13 protein-coding genes are annotated in these 19848 nt (G+C 64.3%); 11 read left to right on the plus strand and 2 right to left on the minus strand.

All coding sequences use genetic code 11. The annotated features are described in order from the left end of the window. Window positions 1–57: 57 nt before the first annotated feature. On the minus strand, window positions 58–2277 hold the full coding sequence (locus SJI00_RS14415; RefSeq protein ID WP_322462390.1) for a primosomal protein N': 2220 nt from the start codon (window positions 2275–2277) through the stop codon (window positions 58–60). Window positions 2278–2452: 175 nt separating this feature from the next. Between SJI00_RS14415 and rpmE the strand changes: the two genes are divergently transcribed. The 3 genes from rpmE (at window position 2453) to SJI00_RS14430 (ending at window position 4930) form a co-directional block, all read left to right on the plus strand. Beyond that, window positions 2453–2668 carry a 50S ribosomal protein L31 gene (rpmE, locus tag SJI00_RS14420; RefSeq protein ID WP_312934417.1) on the plus strand — a complete coding sequence of 72 codons (216 nt, stop codon included), beginning with the start codon at window positions 2453–2455 and terminating at the stop codon, window positions 2666–2668. 2 nt (window positions 2669–2670) lie between these two features. Continuing rightward, window positions 2671–3522, plus strand: a complete 852-nt coding sequence (locus SJI00_RS14425) for a thermonuclease family protein (RefSeq protein WP_416221053.1) — start codon at window positions 2671–2673, stop codon at window positions 3520–3522. Window positions 3523–3661: 139 nt separating this feature from the next. Then, window positions 3662–4930, plus strand: a complete 1269-nt coding sequence (locus tag SJI00_RS14430; protein WP_322462392.1) for a malic enzyme-like NAD(P)-binding protein — start codon at window positions 3662–3664, stop codon at window positions 4928–4930. A gap of 410 nt (window positions 4931–5340) precedes the next feature. On the opposite strand, the gene SJI00_RS14435 is transcribed toward SJI00_RS14430, so the two are convergent. After that, complete coding sequence (locus SJI00_RS14435; RefSeq protein WP_322462393.1) at window positions 5341–7803, minus strand: penicillin-binding protein 1A; 2463 nt, start codon at window positions 7801–7803, stop codon at window positions 5341–5343. 170 nt (window positions 7804–7973) lie between these two features. Between SJI00_RS14435 and pilM the strand changes: the two genes are divergently transcribed. The 8 genes from pilM (at window position 7974) to gltB (ending at window position 19774) form a co-directional block, all read left to right on the plus strand. After that, window positions 7974–8882, plus strand: a complete 909-nt coding sequence (pilM, locus tag SJI00_RS14440; RefSeq protein ID WP_322462394.1) for a type IV pilus biogenesis protein PilM — start codon at window positions 7974–7976, stop codon at window positions 8880–8882. After that, window positions 8882–9418, plus strand: coding sequence for a PilN domain-containing protein (locus SJI00_RS14445; protein WP_322462395.1), 537 nt, complete (start codon window positions 8882–8884; stop codon window positions 9416–9418). The genes pilM and SJI00_RS14445 overlap by 1 nt, the downstream gene beginning before the upstream one ends. Beyond that, window positions 9415–10422, plus strand: coding sequence for a pilus assembly protein PilP (locus SJI00_RS14450; protein WP_322462396.1), 1008 nt, complete (start codon window positions 9415–9417; stop codon window positions 10420–10422). The genes SJI00_RS14445 and SJI00_RS14450 overlap by 4 nt, the downstream gene beginning before the upstream one ends. Next, complete coding sequence (locus tag SJI00_RS14455) at window positions 10349–11620, plus strand: type IV pilus secretin PilQ (protein ID WP_322462397.1); 1272 nt, start codon at window positions 10349–10351, stop codon at window positions 11618–11620. The genes SJI00_RS14450 and SJI00_RS14455 overlap by 74 nt, the downstream gene beginning before the upstream one ends. A 4-nt stretch (window positions 11621–11624) precedes the next feature. Next, complete coding sequence (gene aroK, locus SJI00_RS14460) at window positions 11625–12143, plus strand: shikimate kinase AroK (RefSeq protein ID WP_322462398.1); 519 nt, start codon at window positions 11625–11627, stop codon at window positions 12141–12143. Window positions 12144–12238: 95 nt separating this feature from the next. Further along, complete coding sequence (gene aroB, locus SJI00_RS14465; RefSeq protein WP_322462399.1) at window positions 12239–13336, plus strand: 3-dehydroquinate synthase; 1098 nt, start codon at window positions 12239–12241, stop codon at window positions 13334–13336. Window positions 13337–13351: 15 nt separating this feature from the next. Next, on the plus strand, window positions 13352–14962 hold the full coding sequence (locus tag SJI00_RS14470) for an SPOR domain-containing protein (protein ID WP_322462400.1): 1611 nt from the start codon (window positions 13352–13354) through the stop codon (window positions 14960–14962). Window positions 14963–15328: 366 nt separating this feature from the next. Beyond that, complete coding sequence (gene gltB / locus SJI00_RS14475; protein ID WP_322462401.1) at window positions 15329–19774, plus strand: glutamate synthase large subunit; 4446 nt, start codon at window positions 15329–15331, stop codon at window positions 19772–19774. Window positions 19775–19848: the final 74 nt, after the last annotated feature.

Consider the following 19848-nt stretch of genomic DNA (forward strand, 5'->3'; position numbering starts at 1 on the left):
GGCTAGGCGCGGGTTGCCAACCTCTGGGGACGCGGCAGGACGATTGGTTGGCGCGCGTCAATGCAAGTCTACTGGGTCGACGTCCAGCGACCAGCGCACCTGACGCCCGCTGGGCAGTTGTTCGATCTGTACCAGCCAGCCGCTGAGCAGGCGGTGCAAGGCCGCTCGGCTCGAGGCCTGGACCAGCAACTGCGCGCGAAAACGCCCGGCGCGGCGCTCCATGGGCGCCGGCACCGGCCCCAGCAGCTCGATGCCTGGCTGGGGAAACTCGGCCAGCCAAGCTTCGGCGCCAGCACAGGCCTGGTCGAGGAAGCCCTCGGCCTGCTCGGGCTTGTGCGCTTCGGCGCGCAGCAGGGCCAGGTGCGAGAACGGCGGCAGGCCCGCTGCGCGGCGTTCGCTCATGGCCTGGTCGGCGAAGGCGAAATAGCCCTGCTCGGTCAGCTGGACCAGCAGCGGGTGCTCGGCCAGGTGGGTCTGGATGATCACCTTGCCGGGCTCCTCGGCACGGCCGGCGCGGCCGGCGACCTGGAGGATCAACTGGGCCATGTGTTCGCTGGCGCGGAAATCCCCTGAAAACAATCCACCGTCGGCGTTGAGCACGGCGACCAGCGTGACCCGCGGAAAGTGGTGCCCCTTGGCCAGCATCTGGGTGCCGACGAGGATGCACGGCTGGCCGCGCTGCACGGTACCGAACAGGGCCTGCATGGCGTCCTTGCGCGCGGTGCTGTCACGGTCGACGCGCAGCACCGGGAAGTCTGGGAACAACACTTTCAGGCGATCTTCCGCGCGCTCGGTGCCTGCACCGACCGGGCGCAGATCGACATGGTCGCATTGGGGGCACTGGTGCGGCAGGCGTTCCTCGTAGCCGCAGTGGTGGCAGCGCAGCATGGCCGAGCGCTGGTGCACGGTCATTCGCGCGTCGCAGCGCGGGCAGCCCGACAGCCAGCCGCAGTCATGGCACAACAAGGTCGGCGCAAAGCCGCGGCGGTTGAGGAACACCAGCACTTGCTGGCCGGCCTCGAGGGTTTGCCGGATGGCCTGCTGCAGCGGCCCGCTGATACCGCCGTCCAGCGGCAAGCTGCGCACGTCCAGGCGCAGCAGGCGCGGCTGCTTGGCGCCGCCGGCCCGGTGCTGCATGCGCAGCAGGCCGTAGCGGCCGGTATGGGCGTTGTGCAGGCTTTCCAGGGACGGTGTGGCCGAGCCGAGCACGATCGGCACCTGTTCCTGGTGGGCCCGCACGACTGCCAGGTCGCGGGCGTGGTAGCGCAGGCCTTCCTGCTGTTTATAGGAGCCGTCGTGTTCTTCGTCGATGATGATCAGGCCGGGGTGCTTCATCGGCGTGAACAACGCCGAGCGGGTGCCGATGATGATGTCGGCCTCGCCGTCACGCGCCGCCAGCCAGGCGTCGAGTCGGTCACGGTCATTGACGGCCGAATGCAACAGGGCGATGCGCGCGTTGAAGCGTTGCTCGAAGCGGGCCAGGGTCTGCGGGCCGAGGTTGATCTCGGGAATCAGCACCAGCGCCTGCTTGCCAGCTTCCAGGGTTTCACGGATCAGTTGCAGGTAGACCTCGGTCTTGCCGCTGCCGGTGACCCCGGCCAACAGGAACGGGTGAAACGCGCCGAAGCCCGAGCGCACGGCGTCGAATGCCGCCTGCTGTTCCTCATTGAGTGCCAGTTCCGGCTGCGCCAACCAGTGCTCATGCCGCCGCGCCGGGCCGTGGCTGCGGACTTCCACCTGCACCAGGGCCTTGGCCAGCAGCAGGTCGAGGCTGTCTTTGTTCAGCTTGAGTTTGCTCAACAGGCTGTGGGCCACGCCGTGAGGGTGCTGGGCGAGGGTCTGCAGGGCTTCACGCTGGCGTGGCGCACGCGCAATGCGCGGATCCTCCAGGCTGGCGCCAGGGGCGGCGTGCCAGAAGCGTTCCTGCCGAGCTTCGGCGGCTTCGCCCTGGCGCAGCAGGTTGGGCAGCGCCCAGCTGAAGGTGTCGCCGAGGCTGTGCTGGTAGTACTGCGCGGTCCACAGGCACAGGCGGAAGAATGCCGGTGGCAGCGGCGAGGTGTCGTCGAGCAGCGCGCTGGCCGGCTTGAGCTTGTCGGCCGGCACGTCAGTGTGGTCGACGACCTGCACCAGCACGCCGATCATTTCCCGTCGGCCAAACGGCACGCGTACGCGCATGCCGGGGGTCAGCGGCTGCTGCAGCATGCGCGGTGTTGCTTTGTAGTCGAAGAGGCGGCGCAGCGGAGAGGGCAGGGCGATGCGCAGGATGACGTCGGACACGCGGGAGGTCTCTGGGGTGTATCTGAATGCGACTGGATGCGCCGAGCCTAGCAGACGACAGTCGGTGCAAGCGACAACTTGCGCTGATCGCGCGCTCTGGTATTATTCCCCGCCTAATTACGTGCGGTATTCAACAATGGTGTTGGGTGGCGGCACGCAGCTCGAGGAAATGACGATGAAAGACAATATCCATCCGAATTACGAAGCAGTTGCAGTCACTTGCAGCTGCGGCGCCAAGTTTGAAACCCGTTCGACCCTGGCCAAGCCACTGTCGATCGACGTGTGCTCGCTGTGCCACCCGTTCTACACCGGTAAGCAAAAGGTGCTGGACACCGGTGGTCGCGTACAGAAGTTCGCAGACCGCTTCGGCATGTTCGGTGCCAAGAAGTAAGACTGCACATGGCGAATCCTTCGGGTTTCGCGTTGCTGCACAAGAAGGCGTCCCTGGTGGGCGCCTTTTTTGTGGGCGCTGTTTGGCAGGCCACGGCCTTGGCGCTGTGCCCAAGCCCGGTAGCGAGCACGTCCTACGCCGTCGAGCGGGTGATCGATGGCGACACGCTGCGCCTGGCTACCGGTCGTAGCGTGCGGCTGATCGGCATCAATGCCCCGGAGCTCGGGCGTGGCGGGCGTGCGGGCGAGCCCTACGCCGATGCTGCCAGGCGCCGCTTGCAGGCGCTGATACAAGCCAACGGTGGGCGCGTTGGGCTGGTGCGTGGCGCGCAAGGCAGAGATCGCCACGGGCGCATCCTGGCCTATGCCTATGGGCGAAATGGCGACAATCTGCCGGCCCAATTGCTGCGCGAGGGCTTGGGGTTTCATACGGTCATCGCGCCCAACGCCCGATTTGCACAGTGCCTGGCTCAGGCCGAACAGGCTGCCCGGCGCGCTCGGCTGGGCCTTTGGCAAGGTAGCCCGGTAGCCAGGGCCAGGGCCGTGCAGCGCTCAGGCTTCGCCGTGGTCTCGGGCCGTGTGAGCCAGGTACGCCGCAGCAACGGTGCGCTGTCGTTTCAGCTTGAAGACGCGCTGCGGATACGCCTCCCCGCTCGTCTGCTACGCACCGCGCCGCGGGGCTTTGTGGATAACCTGAGCGGACGCACGCTGGAGGTGCGTGGCTGGATCAAGAGGGCGGGTCGTTCGGCGTCAGGCCCTGTTCGCTGGCAGTTGGAAATCACCGACTGGCGCATGCTCTCCAGTCTCCCCGAGAAGAAATGTGTAGACATTAATCGCAAGGATTGTACACACTGATTCTTCCTTCCACCGCAGGGCATAGCACAAAGTCGTAGGCTAGGGGCCTTGACAGTTGTGACCGGGCAGTCTTGTCGCTCTCGGGCACTTTGCGTATCCTCGGCGGCCCGTCAGAACAGTTAATAGCGGAATGCCCACAATGTCAGATCTTAAAACTGCCGCTCTCGAATACCATGCCAAGCCTCGTCCAGGAAAACTGAGCGTCGAGCTCACCAAGCCTACCGCCACCGCCCGTGATCTGGCGCTGGCCTACAGCCCAGGCGTGGCTGAACCGGTACGTGAAATCGGCCGTGACCCTGAGCTGGCGTACAAGTACACCGGCAAAGGCAATCTGGTTGCCGTGATCTCCGATGGCACCGCTATTCTCGGCCTGGGCGACCTTGGCCCACTGGCCTCCAAGCCGGTCATGGAAGGCAAGGGTGTTCTGTTCAAGCGCTTCGCCGGGATCGATGTGTTCGACATCGAAGTCGAGTCCGAAAGCCCACAGGCCTTCATCGACACCGTCCGCCGCATCTCCATCACCTTCGGCGGCATCAACCTGGAAGATATCAAGGCGCCTGAGTGCTTCGAAATCGAGCGCACCCTGATCGAGCAGTGCGACATTCCGGTGTTCCACGATGACCAGCACGGCACCGCCATCGTGACCGCCGCTGGCATGATCAACGCCCTGGAAATCGCTGGCAAAACCCTGGAAGACGCGCAGATCGTCTGCCTGGGCGCCGGCGCTGCGGCCATTTCCTGCATGAAGCTGCTGATCAGCATGGGTGCCAAGGTCGAAAACATCTTCATGATCGACCGCAACGGCGTGATCCACGCCGGCCGTGAAGACCTGAACCAGTACAAGGCGCAGTTCGCTCACCCCACCGACAAGCGCACCCTGGCCGACGCCCTGAACGGCGCCGACGTGTTCGTCGGCCTGTCCGGCCCGAACCTGCTCAGCGCCGAAGGCCTCAAGTCGATGGCGCCCAACCCGATCGTGTTCGCCTGCTCCAACCCGGACCCGGAAATCAGCCCGGAACTGGCCCATGCAACCCGCAATGACGTGATCATGGCCACCGGTCGCTCCGACTACCCCAACCAGGTCAACAACGTGCTGGGCTTCCCCTTCATCTTCCGCGGTGCCCTGGACGTTCGCGCCAGCCGTATCAACGAAGAAATGAAGATCGCTGCCGCCATCGCCCTGAAGGAGCTGGCCAAGGAGCCGGTGCCCAAGGAAGTCTGCGAGGCCTACGGCGTACAGGCCCTGGAGTTCGGTCGTGAGTACATCATTCCGAAGCCCATGGACCCACGCCTGATCACCCTGGTCTCCGATGCCGTGGCCAAAGCGGCCATCGAATCGGGTGTCGCCACCCTGCCATACCCGAAGAACTACCCGCTGAAAAGCGTCGATGACGTGTTCAACGGCTGATCCAGCGGTATGAAAAAAACCGGCTCATTGAGCCGGTTTTTTTGTCTGGCAGTGTTGGGCAGCGCACTCTTCTACCGGAGGGTAGGCATGTGTAGGCGCGAGCTTGCTCGCGAAGGGCGCCGCCGCCGCCGATTCGGACAACACGAATGACCTGCAGATAACGCGTGGCGGCCAGAGGACCGGCTTTGCCGGTCATCGCGAGCAAGCTCGCTCCTACAAGGGGTTAGGACCGCGAATACCTGAAGCTCACGCGGTCCTGCGCTGCGGATTGCCGCGATGGGCTGCGCAGCAGCCCCAGTAACAGCACCTCAATCTCGGCCCTCACCATCCAAGCCTGCCGAGACTGACGTTGCGCAGGGCTCCCACGGGTTGAGCCTTTCCCCCCACCCCAGGTGCCCCTCTGCGAGCCTTTAGAACAAGTCCATCGGTGTCGCTTCATCCGCCGGCAGCGGGCTGCCTGGGGCGGCGCCGTTACCCAGTTCGTCGCCATTGGGCGGTGAGTCTTCGGCCTTGAACAGCTCGAAGTAGGCGTTCGGTGTGCTCGGTGTGGCCGCACGTCCGCTGACCGGGTCGACCCGCAGGCTAAGGATGCCTTGCGGTTCGGCCGGTGGATGGCTCGGTTTGTCCTTGAGCGCAGCGCCCATGAATTTCATCCAGATCGGCAGCGCGGCGGTGCCGCCGTATTCACGGCGACCCAGGCTTTCAGGCTGGTCGAACCCGACCCAGACCGTGGTCATGTAGTCAGCGTTGTAGCCGGAGAACCAGGCATCCTTGGACTCGTTGGTGGTACCCGTCTTGCCGGCCAGGTCAGTGCGGCCCAGGGCCATGGCGCGACGTCCGGTGCCGCGCTTGATGACGTCCTGCAGCATGCTGGTGAGGATATAGGTGGTACGGCCGTCGATGATGCGTTCGGCCACCGCCGGAGCGGCGGGCGCTGCCACGGCAGCGGCGCCTTCGCCTGTGGGTACTGGGGCTTCGCCCGGCAGGCCGGTGGTGTCGATGGCGTGTTCCGGCGCGGCGATGCCCGCCTGGTCTTCACTGCCCTGCGGCACGCGGGGTGGGTTGGCGGTGAACAGGGTTTCACCGCTGCGGCTCTCGATGCGCTCCACCAGGTACGGGCTGATCTTGTAGCCGCCGTTGGCGAACGTGCTCCAGCCCGTGGCGATCTCCAGCGGAGTCAGCGTGGCCGTGCCCAAGGCCAGGGACAGGTTGCGCGGCAGGTCCTGCTTGTTGAAGCCGAACTTGGCGATGTAGTCGATGGTGCGGTCGATGCCCATGGCCTGCAGCAGGCGGATCGAGACCAGGTTGCGCGATTTGTACAAGGCTTCGCGCATGCGGATCGGGCCGAGGAAGGTATTGGTGTCGTTCTTCGGTCGCCAGACCTTGTCCACTGACTCATCGACGAACACGATCGGTGCATCGTTGACCAGGCTGGCCGCCGTGTAGCCACTGTCCAGCGCCGCGCTGTAGACGAACGGCTTGAAGCTCGAACCGGGCTGGCGCTTGGCCTGGGTGGCGCGGTTGTAATTGCTCTGCTCGAACGAGAAACCGCCCACCAGCGCCCGAATGGCGCCACTGGCGGGGTCGAGCGTGACCAGCGCACTCTGTGCCACCGGCACCTGGGTGAACTTCAACGTGCCATCGGTCAGGCGGTGCACACGCACCAGGTCGCCGACCTGTGCCACGTCCGCAGGCGACTGCGGTGCGCGGCCTTGCGCGTTGGTATTGATATAAGGGCGCGCCCACTTCATCGAATCCCAGGCAATGTGCTCGTCCTCACCGGTACGGCTCATGACGTTGATGCCGGTTTTCTCGACCTGCGTGACGATCGCCGGCTCAAGGCCACCCAAGGTGCGCTGCTTGGCCAGTTCGCTCAGCCATTCGGTGCGGCTCTTGCCGGGGAAGCGTGCCGCGGGGCCGCGGTAACCGTGGCGTTCGTCGTATTCCGAGAGGCCATCGCGCACGGCGCGGCTGGCCATGTCCTGCATGTCGCTGGACACGCTGGTGGTGACGCGGAAGCCTTCCGTATAGGCCTCGCTGCCATAGCGGCCGACCATTTCGGCGCGGGCCATCTCGGCGATGTACGGTGCGTACACCTCCGGGGTCGGCACGTGATAGCTGGCGTTCAGCGGCTCGGCGAGCGCGTTTTCATAGGTGGCCTGGTCGATCTTGCCGAGGCGGTGCATGCGGCCAAGGATCCAGTCCCGCCGCTCTTTGGCACGCACCGGGTTGGCCAGTGGGTTGAAGCGCGACGGCGCCTTGGGCAGGCCGGCGATCATGGCCATCTGTGCCAGGCTGACATCGCGGATCGACTTGCCGTAATACACCTGCGCTGCAGCGTCGATGCCATAGGCGCGGTTACCCAGGTAGATCTTGTTGACGTAGAGCTCGAGGATTTCGTCCTTGGTCAGCTCCCGTTCGATCTGCAGCGCCAGGAGAATCTCGTTGGTCTTGCGCGAGAAGCTGCGTTCACTGGTCAGGAAGAAGTTCTTCGCCACCTGCATGGTGATGGTGCTGCCACCGGTCTGGATATGCCCGGTTTTGACCAGCTGCGACGCGGCGCGCATGAGGCTGCCCGGGTCCACCCCGTAGTGGTTGAGGAAGTTGTCGTCCTCGGCTGACAGAAGCGCCTGTATGAACTGTGGGGGAATTTCCGAAAAGCGGATGGGCGAGCGCCGCATCTCGCCGAATTCGGCAATCAGCTTGTCGTCGCTGCTGTACACCCTCAGGGGTATCTGCAACTGGATGCTTCTCAGCGAATCGACCGACGGAAGGTTGGGACTAAGATACAGAAACGCGCCGCTCAGACCGAGTACGAGCGAACAGATCACTGCAACGAAAGACCACCAGCAGAACTTCAACAGGCGTATCAAGGCTTTGGGGTGTCCAGGTTGAGGGGTGGGTTGCGCGCGCCGGCGGACAGGGAAAATCGCCGGGCATTATAAGCATTTTTCGCTTGCCCGGGTGACCGCCCGGGCAGCCGCCCGACGGGCCACATGACGTCGGCAGGCAGGTATAGACACCACCCTTAAAGGAAAAAGCAATGCTTGGACGCATAGGCAGGGATGCCAGTTCACCCTTGGCGGTACAAATCGCCCCAGACTCCATCAGGATCCTGCAGTTGAGCGGTCGGCGCGTGCAGCCGCGGGTGAGCGCCTGGGCGCTAGAACCGCTGGAGCAGCGCGCTGCTGCGCTCCGGGTCGATGGGTCGTTGGAGTCGCTCGCAGCCCCGCTGTGTCGCGCCCTTGAGCAGTGCGGCAGCCGCCAGCGCCAGGCCGTGCTCGCGCTGCCGGCGGCGCAGGTCATGTGCAAGCGCTGTTGCCTGCCTGCAGGCCTGAACGACGATGCCCTCGAGCAGCAGGTGCTGGCCCAGGCCGAGCAGTTGTTCCCCGTCACGCTCGATGATCTGGCGCTGGACTTCCAGGTGTTGGGCCCGGCCGCCACGCCCGGGCAGGTAGAGGTTCTGGTGGCCGCCTGCCGACAGCACATGCTTGACCCGCTCGAGGCGCTTTGTGCCGCGGTGGGGCTTGAGCTGGTGGCGCTGGAAGTCGACAGCCTGGCCCTGCAGCGCGTCATGCCGGCTACCTCGGGCGCTTGTGCAGCACTGCTGGAGTTGGAGGCGGGCAGCACTGTCCTGCACAGCTGGCCCGACGCCGCTACGGCGTTGCAGCAGCACCTGGTGAATGCGTCTGGTGATGCACATGACACCGGCTGGCTGCCAGCGCTGGGGCGTTTGCTCTGCGTCGCAACGCCAGACCAGCAGGTTCGGGCGTTATTCATCACCGGAGCGCTCGCCACTGCAACCTTCGCGCAACACCTGCAGGTGGCGTTGGGGTTGCCCTGTCAGATGCTCCCTGCGCTGGACGGTCTGCATCTGGATCATGCTGCGCGCAAGGCCCAGGCTGGCTGTATGGCGTTGCCCTACAGCCTGGCGCTGGGAGGGCTGCGTTGATGCTGCGGTTGAATCTGCTGCCTTGGCGAGAGCAACGTCGCGCGGCTGCGGTGCGGCGTTTTCAGCGGTCCCTGTTCGGCGGGGCGGTGGCAGCGCTGGCACTGGTCCTGGTGATCGATCAACTGGCGCAGGCGCGGGTGCGTCAGCAGCAGGTCGTGAACGCCGCGCATCACGCCAATGGCGTTGCGCTTGAGCAACAGGTCGAGCAGTTGGACACGGTGATCGAGCAGCGCAAGCAGTTTGAGCAGCGCCGCGCCGGTCTGGTTCGTCTACATGCCGGCCAGGGCGCCGTTCCGGGCATCTTGGCCGGGCTCGAACAGGCAGCGCCCGCCGGCCTGCAACTGACCCGCCTGCACCTGAAGGACGGCCAGGTGACCCTTGCGGGCCTGGCGGCAACGCCTGCATTGGTCGCGCGGCTGGTCAGAGAGATCCAGCGCCTGGCCGTGTTGCAAGACGTCGAAGTGAAGCAGATCCGCAGCAGCCCGGCGGGCGACCGTTTCGAGCTGGTGGCGAAACTTCCGGCACATGGGTCATGAAAGTGCTGGCTACGCTGGACTGGGCAGCGGTTGCGGGCCAGCCAGGCTGGATGCGCCTGGCGCTGGTCACCAGCCTCATGCTGGTGATCGTGCTCGGCGGCTATGTTTACCGTCTGCACGAGCTGCGGCTTTCCTTGGCCCAAGGGCAGGTCGTCGCGCGCGACCTGCAGCAGCGCCACAGCCAGGCCCATGCCCGCCTGCAACACCTGGCTGCCGAGCAGCAGGCGCTGCAAGCGGCGCAACTGCAATGGCAAGAGGCGCGTTGGCGGCTGGCGGGGGGCGAAGATATCAGCGAACTGGTCGACCAGTTGACCCTGGCCGGCCATGAACACGGCCTGACGTTCGAGCAGATCGGCGTCACCCCGCAGCCGCCTCAGCAGGATTTTCGCGGGGCGTCGCTGGAATTGCGTGTGCGCGGTGCGTATCCAGGCCTGCGCGTTTGGCTGGACGACTGGCTGGCGCAGGTGCGGGTGCTGCGTATCCGTGAAGCGGTGCTGGCCCAATCAACCACTCACCCCGGGCGCGTCGAAGCCCGGCTCCTGGTCCAGACTTACCATCCCGGCGAAGACCTCGACACTCCACCGTCGTTGGCCCACGAGCCTGCGCGCAATCGCGCCGCGGTCGCGCACAACCTGTTCCAGCCTTGGGCCAGCCAGCGCACCCACGCAGATCTCAGCCGGGTGCCGTTGGAGCAGATGGACATGGTCGGCAGCCTGTTCCAGGGCGGGCAACGACAGGCCGTAATCGCCTCGGCTGGCCGGCTCTACCGCGTCAGCCTGGGCGATCGCCTGGGTCCGCATCAGGGCCGGGTGGTGACGCTGCACGAGCGGCAGTTGGTGGTTCGCAAGCGGGTCTATATCGGCGATACCTGGCAGGAGCGCAGCAGGACGCTGTCGCTTCGACACGGGGCAGATCAAAAGGGCAAGGATGATGCTGAGAACAAGGACGTGGTGGGCACTGGCAACCCTGTTGGCGATTGGCAGCTCGCCGGGGGCGCTGGCTGAAGAAGGGCCGCTGTCGCTGAATTTTCAGGACGTGGAGGTGCGCTCGGTTTTACAGGTGCTGGCCGATCATGCCGGCATCAACCTGGTCGCCAGCGACAGCGTGCAGGGGCGTATTACCCTGCGGCTGGAAGATGTACCGTGGGATCAGGCGCTTGACCTGGTGCTGCGCAGCAAGGGGCTGGGCCGTCGCCAGGAAGGCAATGTCTTGCTGGTGGCACCCACCAGCGAGTGGCTCGAACAGTCCAGGGAAGCCCATGTCGGTCGCGCGCTGGAGGCTCGGTCAGAGCCGTTGCAGCGCGAGTTGCTGCCGGTTCGCCATGCCAATGCTGCAGACCTGGCTGACTTGCTGCTGACCACCTCGCTCGGCGAACCGAGCGAGGTCGGCGCCGGGAGCCTGAATGTGGATGTGCGGACCAACACGCTGATTCTCCACCAGACCGCCGAGCGCATGCGCGAGCTGCGTGCCCTGATCGCCCAGCTCGATGTGCCGGTGCGCCAGGTGATGATCGAAGCGCGCATCGTCGAGGTCAGCGTGGACCGTGAGCAAGGCCTTGGGGTGCGCTGGGGCGCCGGCCTTTATAAAGAACACGCGCGCGCCGGCAAGGAACTGTTCGTCGACCTCGGCATGCAGCGACCAGCTGCCGTGCTCGGTCTGGGGCTGCTGCGCGGCGATCACCTGCTTGACCTTGAATTGAGCGCCATGGAAAGAAACGGCACCGCCGAAATCATCTCCCAGCCCAAGGTGTTCACTGCCGACAAGGAAACGGCACGCATCCTCAAAGGTACCGAAGTGCCTTATCAGGAAACCAGCAAGAGCGGCGCGACCTCCACCTCGTTTCGCGAGGCGTCGCTGTCGTTGGAGGTCACGCCGCAGATCACCCCCGATGGCAGCGTCATCATGACGGTGAGGGTGACCAAGGATGAGCCGGATTTCGTCAATGCACTGAACGATGTACCGCCGATCCGCAAGAACGAGGTGAACGCCAAGGTGCGTGTCACCGACGGCGATACCGTGGTGATTGGCGGTGTATATTCGACGTCGCAAAACAAAGTGGTCGACAAGGTGCCATTTCTTGGCGATCTACCGTATGTTGGGCGGCTGTTTCGACGCGATGCATTACAAGAGAAAAAATCCGAGCTGCTGGTCTTTCTGACTCCGCGTATCATGGGGGACCAGGCGATTGCTGTGAGTCGTTGATTCCGTGCGAAATATGATACTTGTGGGGCCCATGGGCGCTGGAAAGAGCACCATCGGACGCTTGTTGGCCAAAGAGTTGCGCCTGTTATTCAAAGATTCCGACAAGGAAATCGAATTGCGTACAGGTGCCAATATTCCGTGGATCTTCGACAAGGAAGGCGAGCCTGGTTTCCGTGATCGCGAACAGGCGATGATCTGCGAGCTGTGCGACCTTGAAGGCGTGGTACTGGCCACTGGCGGCGGTGTCGTCATGCGCGATGCCAATCGCGCCGCGCTGCGTCAGGGCGGGCGGGTCATCTACCTGCATGCCTCGGTCGAACAGCAAGTCGGGCGCACCGCCCGCGATCGCAACCGGCCGCTGCTTCGCACCGGCAATCCCGAGGCCACCTTGCGCTCGCTCCTGGAGCTGCGCGATCCGCTCTACCGCGAAATTGCCGACCTGGTCGTGGAGACCGATGAACGACCTCCAAGAATGGTCGTGCTCGATATTCTCGAACGCCTTGAAAAGTTGCCGCCCCGGTAAGCCGGGTCTATTCTCGGCGACCACTGCCGAGACAGGTTAAACGCTAGCGCACGGGTCGCCTGGGTGATTCCGTGCATTACCACTTGTGGGGATACATGCAGACACTGAAGGTCGACCTGGGCGAGCGAAGCTACCCGATCTACATTGGCGAAGGCCTGCTGGACCAGCCTGAATTGCTCGCGCCACACATCGCTGGGCGGCAAGTTGCAATCGTCTCCAACGACACCGTCGCACCGCTGTATCTCGAACGCCTGACGCGCACGTTAGGCGCCTACACGGTATTGCCCGTCGTGCTTCCCGATGGCGAAGCCCACAAGAACTGGGAAACCCTGCAACTGATCTTCGATGCCCTGCTCACCGCCCGGCATGATCGGCGCACCACGGTCGTCGCCCTCGGCGGCGGGGTGATCGGTGATATGGCCGGCTTCGCTGCGGCGTGCTACCAGCGTGGCGTCGACTTCATTCAGGTGCCGACCACCCTGTTGTCCCAGGTCGACTCATCGGTCGGTGGCAAGACCGGAATCAACCACCCGCTGGGCAAGAACATGGTCGGTGCGTTCTATCAGCCCAATGCCGTGCTGATCGACACCACCAGCCTGAACACCTTGCCGCCACGCGAGCTCTCGGCCGGGCTGGCGGAAGTCATCAAGTACGGGCTGATCTGCGACGAGCCCTTCCTGACCTGGCTCGAACAGCACATGGCGACCTTGCGTGAACTCGATCCGGCCACCCTCACCGACGCCATCGCACGATCCTGCGCAGCCAAGGCTGCCGTCGTCGGCGCCGATGAGCGCGAATCGGGCGTGCGCGCTACCCTCAATCTTGGCCACACGTTCGGCCACGCCATCGAGACCCACATGGGCTACGGCGTGTGGCTGCACGGTGAGGCCGTCGCTGCCGGGACGGTAATGGCGCTGGAAATGTCCATGCGCCTGGGCTGGATCAGCGAACCGCAGCGTGATCGCGGTATCCGCCTGATGCAGGCCGCCGGGCTGCCGGTGGTGCCACCCACGGAAATGACCCCTGCCGATTTCATGCAACACATGGCGGTCGACAAAAAGGTGCTGGATGGTCGTTTGCGCTTGGTACTGTTGCGCCAGATGGGCGAAGCCGTAGTGACCGACGACTATCCGACAGAGATTCTCCAGGCCACGCTGGCGGCGGATTACCGCGCCATCGTGTCCCAGCTTTGAGGTTGTGACAGCGCAATGACCAGTTTGCATGCCGACGAGGCCTTCCTCGACCATTACCAGTTGAGCCACGATCCGTTCGCACCGCGCGTGCCGGGTTTCAAATTCTTCCCCGCCCAGCGCAAGCCGGTGCTGGGCCAGTTGCACCATCTGGCCCGTTACAGCCATCTGCTGCTGGTCGTCACCGGCCCGTTGGGCAGCGGCAAGACCTTGCTGCGCCAGGCGCTGGTCGCCAGCACCAACAAGCAGTCGGTACAGAGCGTGGTGGTGTCGGCCCGTGGCGCCACGGACGCGGCCAGTGTGCTGGGCCAGGTGGCGCAGTCGCTGAACGTGGCCAAGGCCGAAGTGCAGGCGATCCTGTCGCAGGTGGTGCAGCTGGCGCTGACCGGGCAGGAGGTCTATCTGCTGGTGGACGATGCGGAACAACTCGACGACTCGGCACTCCAAGCGTTGCTGGAGTTGGCTGCCGGTGTCTCGCAAGGCCGTCCGCATGTGTTTCTGTTCGCTGAGCCTTCGTTGATCGCGCGTCTGGATGACTTCAGTGCGCAGGAAGAACGTTTCCACGTCATCGAACTGGAACCGTATACCGAGGACGAGACCCGTGAATACCTTGAGCAGCGCCTGGAAGGGGCGGGCCGGGGTATCGACGTGTTCACCCGCGAGCAGTTGGCCGACATCCACGAAAACTCGGACGGTTGGCCTGGGGTCATCAACCAGGTCGCCCGCGATACCTTGATCGAAGCCATGATCGCCAGCCGCACTGCGGTGAAACGACCAACCATGGGGTTCACTATGCCGAAGAAACATGTCCTGGCGCTGTCTGCCGTCGTTGTGGTCGCCGTTGCCGCCGCTGTGCTGATGCCGAAGAAAGGCGACAAACCGACCCAGGAACCGGTCGCCCAAAGCCAGGAGAAGGATGCTTCGGGTAATCCGTCCATCGAATTCTCCGGCACCACCAAACCGCTGCCGTTAGGTGGCCAGCAGCCGGTCATGCGCGAGCCATTGGCCGAGGCTGCCGGCATGGGTGATGGCGAGGAAGGCGGCCCGGCGAGCAATACGCCGCCGCAGCCGTCCAGCCCGCAGCCGTCGGCGTCGGTTCCGCCGACCGTCACCACCACTGCGCCGCCGCAGGGTATGACCGCCGGGCCCGCACCGACGCCAGCGCAACCTGCAGCCACGGCGCCTGCGCAAAAGCCGGTGGCCACGCAGCCTGCTCAAGCGACCAAGCCTGCCACGCCGGCCACCAAGCCAGCACCGCAGGCCCCTGTGCAGATCGCCAAGGCCACACCCGCCGTCAAGCCTGCCGAAAAGCCGGCCGCTGCGGTCTCTGGCGGCAACGGTAACAGCAGCTGGTACAGCAGCCAGAAAGCCGGGAACTTCGTCGTGCAGATCCTCGGCACCAGCTCCGAGGCGTCGGCTCAGGCCTTCGTCAAGGCGCAGGGTGGCGAATACCGCTACTTCAAGAAATCGCTGCAGGGCAAGCCGCTTTATGTGGTCACCTATGGTAATTTCGCCAGCCGTGATGCGGCAGTAGCCGCTATCAAGAACTTGCCAGACAAGGTCCAGGCTGGTAAACCTTGGCCTCGTTCCGTCGCCAGTGTCCAACAAGAGCTGGCCTCGGCCCGCTGATCCTGCCGGGCGGCTTCACCCCGCCGCCCAGTTGCTGAGCGATTCCTGACTCCCCAGCCTGCTGCATCCCCATGCGGCAGGCTTTTCTGTCCCAGACTGCCGGCCACAAGCCCCCCACGCAGCCTCGGCTGAACCGGTTCAGGTTGTACCGTGCCTCATCCAGGCATCCCGTGCAAAACATTCAAAAATGCGACATAAATTTTCAATCATGAGACATGAAAATTTGTGGGCGTGACTGTCGCTGTGCAACAATGAAATTCAATGGCCCCACGAAAAAAGCTGGCAATCGACCAGGGTGGTAGTCAAGTGATTGATCTAAAAAGAGTTTAGCCTTCGTCGAGAGGCGAACCTGGTGAGAATGTGTCTATGAAAACAGGTCTGTACCGCCCCGAAGAATTCAAGGACAACTGTGGTTTTGGCCTGATCGCCCATATGACGGGCGAACCCAGTCACCACCTTCTGCAAACCGCCATGCAGGCGCTGACCTGCATGACCCACCGCGGTGGCATCAACGCTGACGGCAAGACCGGCGACGGTTGTGGCCTGCTGATGCAGAAGCCCGATCAGTTCCTGCGCGCCACGGCCCAACACCATTTCGCCGTCGAGCTGCCCAAGCAATACGCCGTGGGCATGGTGTTCCTCAATCAAGACCCGATAAAAGCCGAAGCCGCCCGCGCCAACATGGACCGCGAGATCCTCGCCGCCGGCCTCAGCCTGGTTGGCTGGCGCAAAGTGCCGATCGACACCCGCGTGCTGGGCCGCCTGGCCCTGGAGCGCCTGCCGCAGATCGAGCAGGTGTTCATCGGCGGCGAAGGCCTGAGCGACCAGGAATTCGCCATCAAGCTGTTCAGTGCCCGTCGTCGCTCGTCGGTGGCCAACGCCCACGACAGCGATCACTACATCTGCAGCTTTTCCCACAAGACCATCATCTATAAAGGCCTGATGATGCCGCGCGACCTCGCGGCTTTCTATCCGGACCTCAGCGACGAGCGCCTGCAGACCGCGATCTGCGTGTTCCACCAGCGCTTTTCCACCAACACCCTGCCGAAGTGGCCGCTCGCCCAGCCCTTCCGCTTCCTCGCCCATAACGGCGAGATCAACACCATCACCGGCAACCGCAACTGGGCCATGGCCCGTCGCACCAAGTTCGCCAACGACCTGATCCCGGACCTCGAAGAGCTTGGCCCGCTGGTCAACCGCGTAGGTTCGGACTCCTCGAGCATGGACAACATGCTCGAACTGATGGTCACCGGCGGCATCGACCTGTTCCGCGGTGTGCGCATGCTGGTACCGCCAGCCTGGCAGAACGTCGAGACCATGGACGCCGACCTGCGCGCCTTCTACGAATACAACTCCATGCACATGGAACCGTGGGATGGCCCGGCCGGTATCGTCATGACCGAAGGCCGCCACGCGGTGTGTCTGCTCGACCGCAATGGCCTGCGCCCGGCACGTTGGGTGACCACCAAGAACGGCTACATCACCCTGGCCTCGGAAATCGGCGTCTGGGGTTATCAGCCCGAAGACGTCATCGCCAAGGGCCGCGTCGGCCCGGGGCAGATTTTTGCCGTGGACACCGAAACCGGCCAGATCCTCGACACCGACGCCATCGACAACCGCCTCAAGTCGCGCCACCCGTACAAGCGCTGGTTGCGTCAGCACGCCACGCGCATCCAGGCGACCCTGACCGACGACCAGGGCGTGGCCAGCTACGACGCTGACCAGCTCAAGCAGTACATGAAGATGTTCCAGGTCACCTTCGAGGAGCGCGACCAGGTGCTGCGCCCGCTGGGCGAGCAGGGCCAGGAAGCGGTCGGCTCGATGGGCGATGACACGCCGATGGCCGTGCTGTCGCAGCGCGTGCGCTCGCCGTACGACTTCTTCCGCCAGCAGTTCGCCCAGGTCACCAACCCGCCGATCGACCCGCTGCGCGAAGCGATCGTGATGTCGCTGGAAATCTGCCTGGGCGCCGAGCGCAACATCTTCCAGGAATCCCCCGAGCACGCCTCGCGGGTCATCCTCAGCTCGCCGGTGGTGTCGCCCGCCAAGTGGCGCACGCTGATGACCCTGGAGCGCGACGGTTTCGAGCGCCAGCACATCGACCTCAACTACGACGTCAGCGTCGGCCTGGAAGCGGCCGTGCGCAACATTGCCGACCAGGCTGAAGAAGCCGTGCGCAGTGGCAAGACCCAGCTGGTGCTGAGCGACCGTCTGATCGCCCAGGGGCGCCTGCCGGTGCACGCGTCCCTGGCGGTCGGTGCGGTGCACCACCGCCTGACCGAAAAAGGCCTGCGCTGCGACAGCAACATCCTCGTGGAAACCGCCACCGCCCGTGACCCGCACCACTTCGCCGTGCTGCTCGGCTTCGGCGCCTCGGCGGTGTACCCGTACCTGGCCTATGAGGTGCTCGCCGACCTGATCCGCACCGGCGAAGTGCTGGGCGACCTGGACGAGGTGTTCAAGTACTACCGCAAGGGCATCTCCAAGGGCCTGCTGAAAATCCTCTCCAAGATGGGCATTTCCACCGTCGGCTCTTACCGGGGCGCCCAGCTGTTCGAGGCCATTGGCCTGTCGAGCGATGTGGTCGACCTGAGCTTCAAAGGTGTCCCTAGCCGTATCCAGGGCGCCCGTTTCGTCGACCTGGAAAACGACCAGAAACTGCTGGCCGCCGAAGCCTGGAGCGCGCGCAAACCGATCCAGCAAGGCGGCCTGCTGAAGTTCGTGCATGGCGGCGAATACCACGCCTACAACCCGGATGTGGTCAACACCCTGCAGGCCGCCGTGCAGCAGGGCGACTACGCCCGCTTCAAGGAATACACCGCGCTGGTCGACAAGCGCCCGGTGTCGATGATTCGCGACCTGCTCAAGGTCAAGGTCGCCGACCAAGCCTTGCAACTGACCGAGATCGAGCCGCTGGAAGCCATCCTCAAGCGCTTCGATTCGGCCGGTATTTCCCTTGGCGCCTTGTCGCCGGAGGCCCACGAAGCGCTGGCCGAGGCGATGAACCGCCTGGGCGCACGCTCGAATTCCGGTGAGGGCGGCGAAGACCCGGCGCGTTATGGCACCGTGCGCAGCTCGAAAATCAAACAAGTGGCCACCGGCCGTTTCGGTGTGACCCCGGAGTACCTGGTCAACGCCGAAGTGCTGCAGATCAAGGTCGCTCAGGGCGCCAAGCCGGGCGAGGGCGGGCAACTGCCAGGCGGCAAGGTCAATGGCCTGATCGCCAAGCTACGCTATGCCGTACCGGGCGTGACGCTGATCTCGCCACCGCCGCACCACGATATTTATTCGATCGAAGACCTGTCGCAGCTGATCTACGACCTCAAGCAGGTCAACCCGCTGGCATTGGTCTCGGTCAAGCTGGTCGCTGAAGCCGGTGTCGGCACCATCGCCGCTGGCGTGGCCAAGGCCTACGCCGACCTGATCACCATCTCCGGCTACGATGGCGGCACCGGCGCCTCGCCCCTGACCTCGATCAAGTACGCGGGTGCGCCATGGGAACTGGGCCTGGCTGAAACCCACCAGACCCTGCGCGGCAACGACCTGCGCGGCAAGGTACGGGTACAGACCGACGGCGGCCTGAAGACCGGCCTGGATGTGATCAAGGCGGCCATTCTCGGCGCCGAGAGCTTCGGCTTCGGCACTGCGCCGATGATCGCCCTGGGTTGCAAATACCTGCGTATCTGCCACCTGAACAACTGTGCCACGGGCGTGGCGACGCAGAACGAGAAGCTGCGCAAGGACCACTACATCGGCACCGTCGACATGGTGGTCAACTTCTTCACCTTCGTGGCCGAAGAAACCCGCGAGTGGCTGGCCAAGCTGGGCGTGCGCAGCCTGGGCGAGCTGATCGGTCGCACCGACCTGCTCGAGATCCTGCCTGGCGACACCGAGCGCCAGCAGTACCTGGACCTCACACCACTGCTCGGCAGCTCGCACATTCCGGCCGACAAGCCGCAGTTCTGCGAAGTCGAGAAGAACCCGCCGTTCGACAAGGGCGAGCTGGCCGAGCGCATGGTCGAAATGGCCTTGCCGGCCATTCGCGACCAAGCCGGTGGCGAGTTCGCGCTGGACATCTGCAACTGCGACCGCTCCATCGGTGCGCGTATCTCGGGCGAAATCGCCCGCTTGTACGGCAACCAGGGCATGGCTGCCAAGCCGGTGACCTTCCGCTTCAAAGGCACCGCCGGGCAGAGCTTCGGCGTGTGGAACGCCGGCGGCCTGAACATGCGCCTGGAAGGTGATGCCAACGACTACGTGGGCAAAGGCATGACCGGTGGCAAGCTGACCATCGTGCCGCCGGCCGGCAGCCCGTTTGCAACGCAACACAGCGCCATCGTCGGCAACACCTGCCTGTATGGCGCCACCGGCGGCAAGCTGTTCGCTGCCGGTACTGCGGGCGAGCGCTTCGCGGTGCGCAACTCCGGGGCCCACACCGTGGTCGAGGGCACTGGCGATCACTGCTGTGAATACATGACAGGCGGTTTTGTCTGCGTGCTGGGCAAGACCGGTTACAACTTCGGATCTGGCATGACGGGCGGTTTCGCCTACGTGCTCGACATGGACAACTCTTTCGTCGACAAGCTGAACCATGAACTGGTGGAAATCCAGCGCATCAGTGGCGAAGCGATGGAGGCCTACCGCACCCACCTGGCGCGGGTCCTTGCCGAATACGTGGAAGAAACCGGCAGCGAATGGGGGCGCGAGCTCTCGGAGAACCTGGACGATTACGTGCGGCGCTTCTGGTTGGTCAAGCCCAAGGCGGCCACCCTCAAGCAACTGCTGTCCAGCACCCGCGCCAACCCGCAGTAAAAGCAGCTGCAAGTGGCAAGCCCCCCGCTGCGATCAGAAGCAGCACGGGGCCTGCCTGGCTTACGTGATCGTCT

The sequence above is a fragment of the Pseudomonas gebzensis genome (genome assembly GCF_034427815.1).
Lineage (GTDB): Bacteria > Pseudomonadota > Gammaproteobacteria > Pseudomonadales > Pseudomonadaceae > Aquipseudomonas.

Bases quoted from the DNA above. Each gene is read 5' to 3' on its own strand.
- SJI00_RS14470 (WP_322462400.1), top strand. From the start codon at position 13,352: ATGACCAGTTTGCATGCCGACGAGGCCTTCCTCGACCATTACCAGTTG.
- rpmE (WP_312934417.1), top strand. From the start codon at position 2,453: ATGAAAGACAATATCCATCCGAATTACGAAGCAGTTGCAGTCACTTGC.
- aroB (WP_322462399.1), top strand. From the start codon at position 12,239: ATGCAGACACTGAAGGTCGACCTGGGCGAGCGAAGCTACCCGATCTAC.
- pilM (WP_322462394.1), top strand. From the start codon at position 7,974: ATGCTTGGACGCATAGGCAGGGATGCCAGTTCACCCTTGGCGGTACAA.
- gltB (WP_322462401.1), top strand. From the start codon at position 15,329: ATGAAAACAGGTCTGTACCGCCCCGAAGAATTCAAGGACAACTGTGGT.
- SJI00_RS14450 (WP_322462396.1), top strand. From the start codon at position 9,415: ATGAAAGTGCTGGCTACGCTGGACTGGGCAGCGGTTGCGGGCCAGCCA.
- SJI00_RS14430 (WP_322462392.1), top strand. From the start codon at position 3,662: ATGTCAGATCTTAAAACTGCCGCTCTCGAATACCATGCCAAGCCTCGT.
- SJI00_RS14445 (WP_322462395.1), top strand. From the start codon at position 8,882: ATGCTGCGGTTGAATCTGCTGCCTTGGCGAGAGCAACGTCGCGCGGCT.
- SJI00_RS14455 (WP_322462397.1), top strand. From the start codon at position 10,349: ATGCTGAGAACAAGGACGTGGTGGGCACTGGCAACCCTGTTGGCGATT.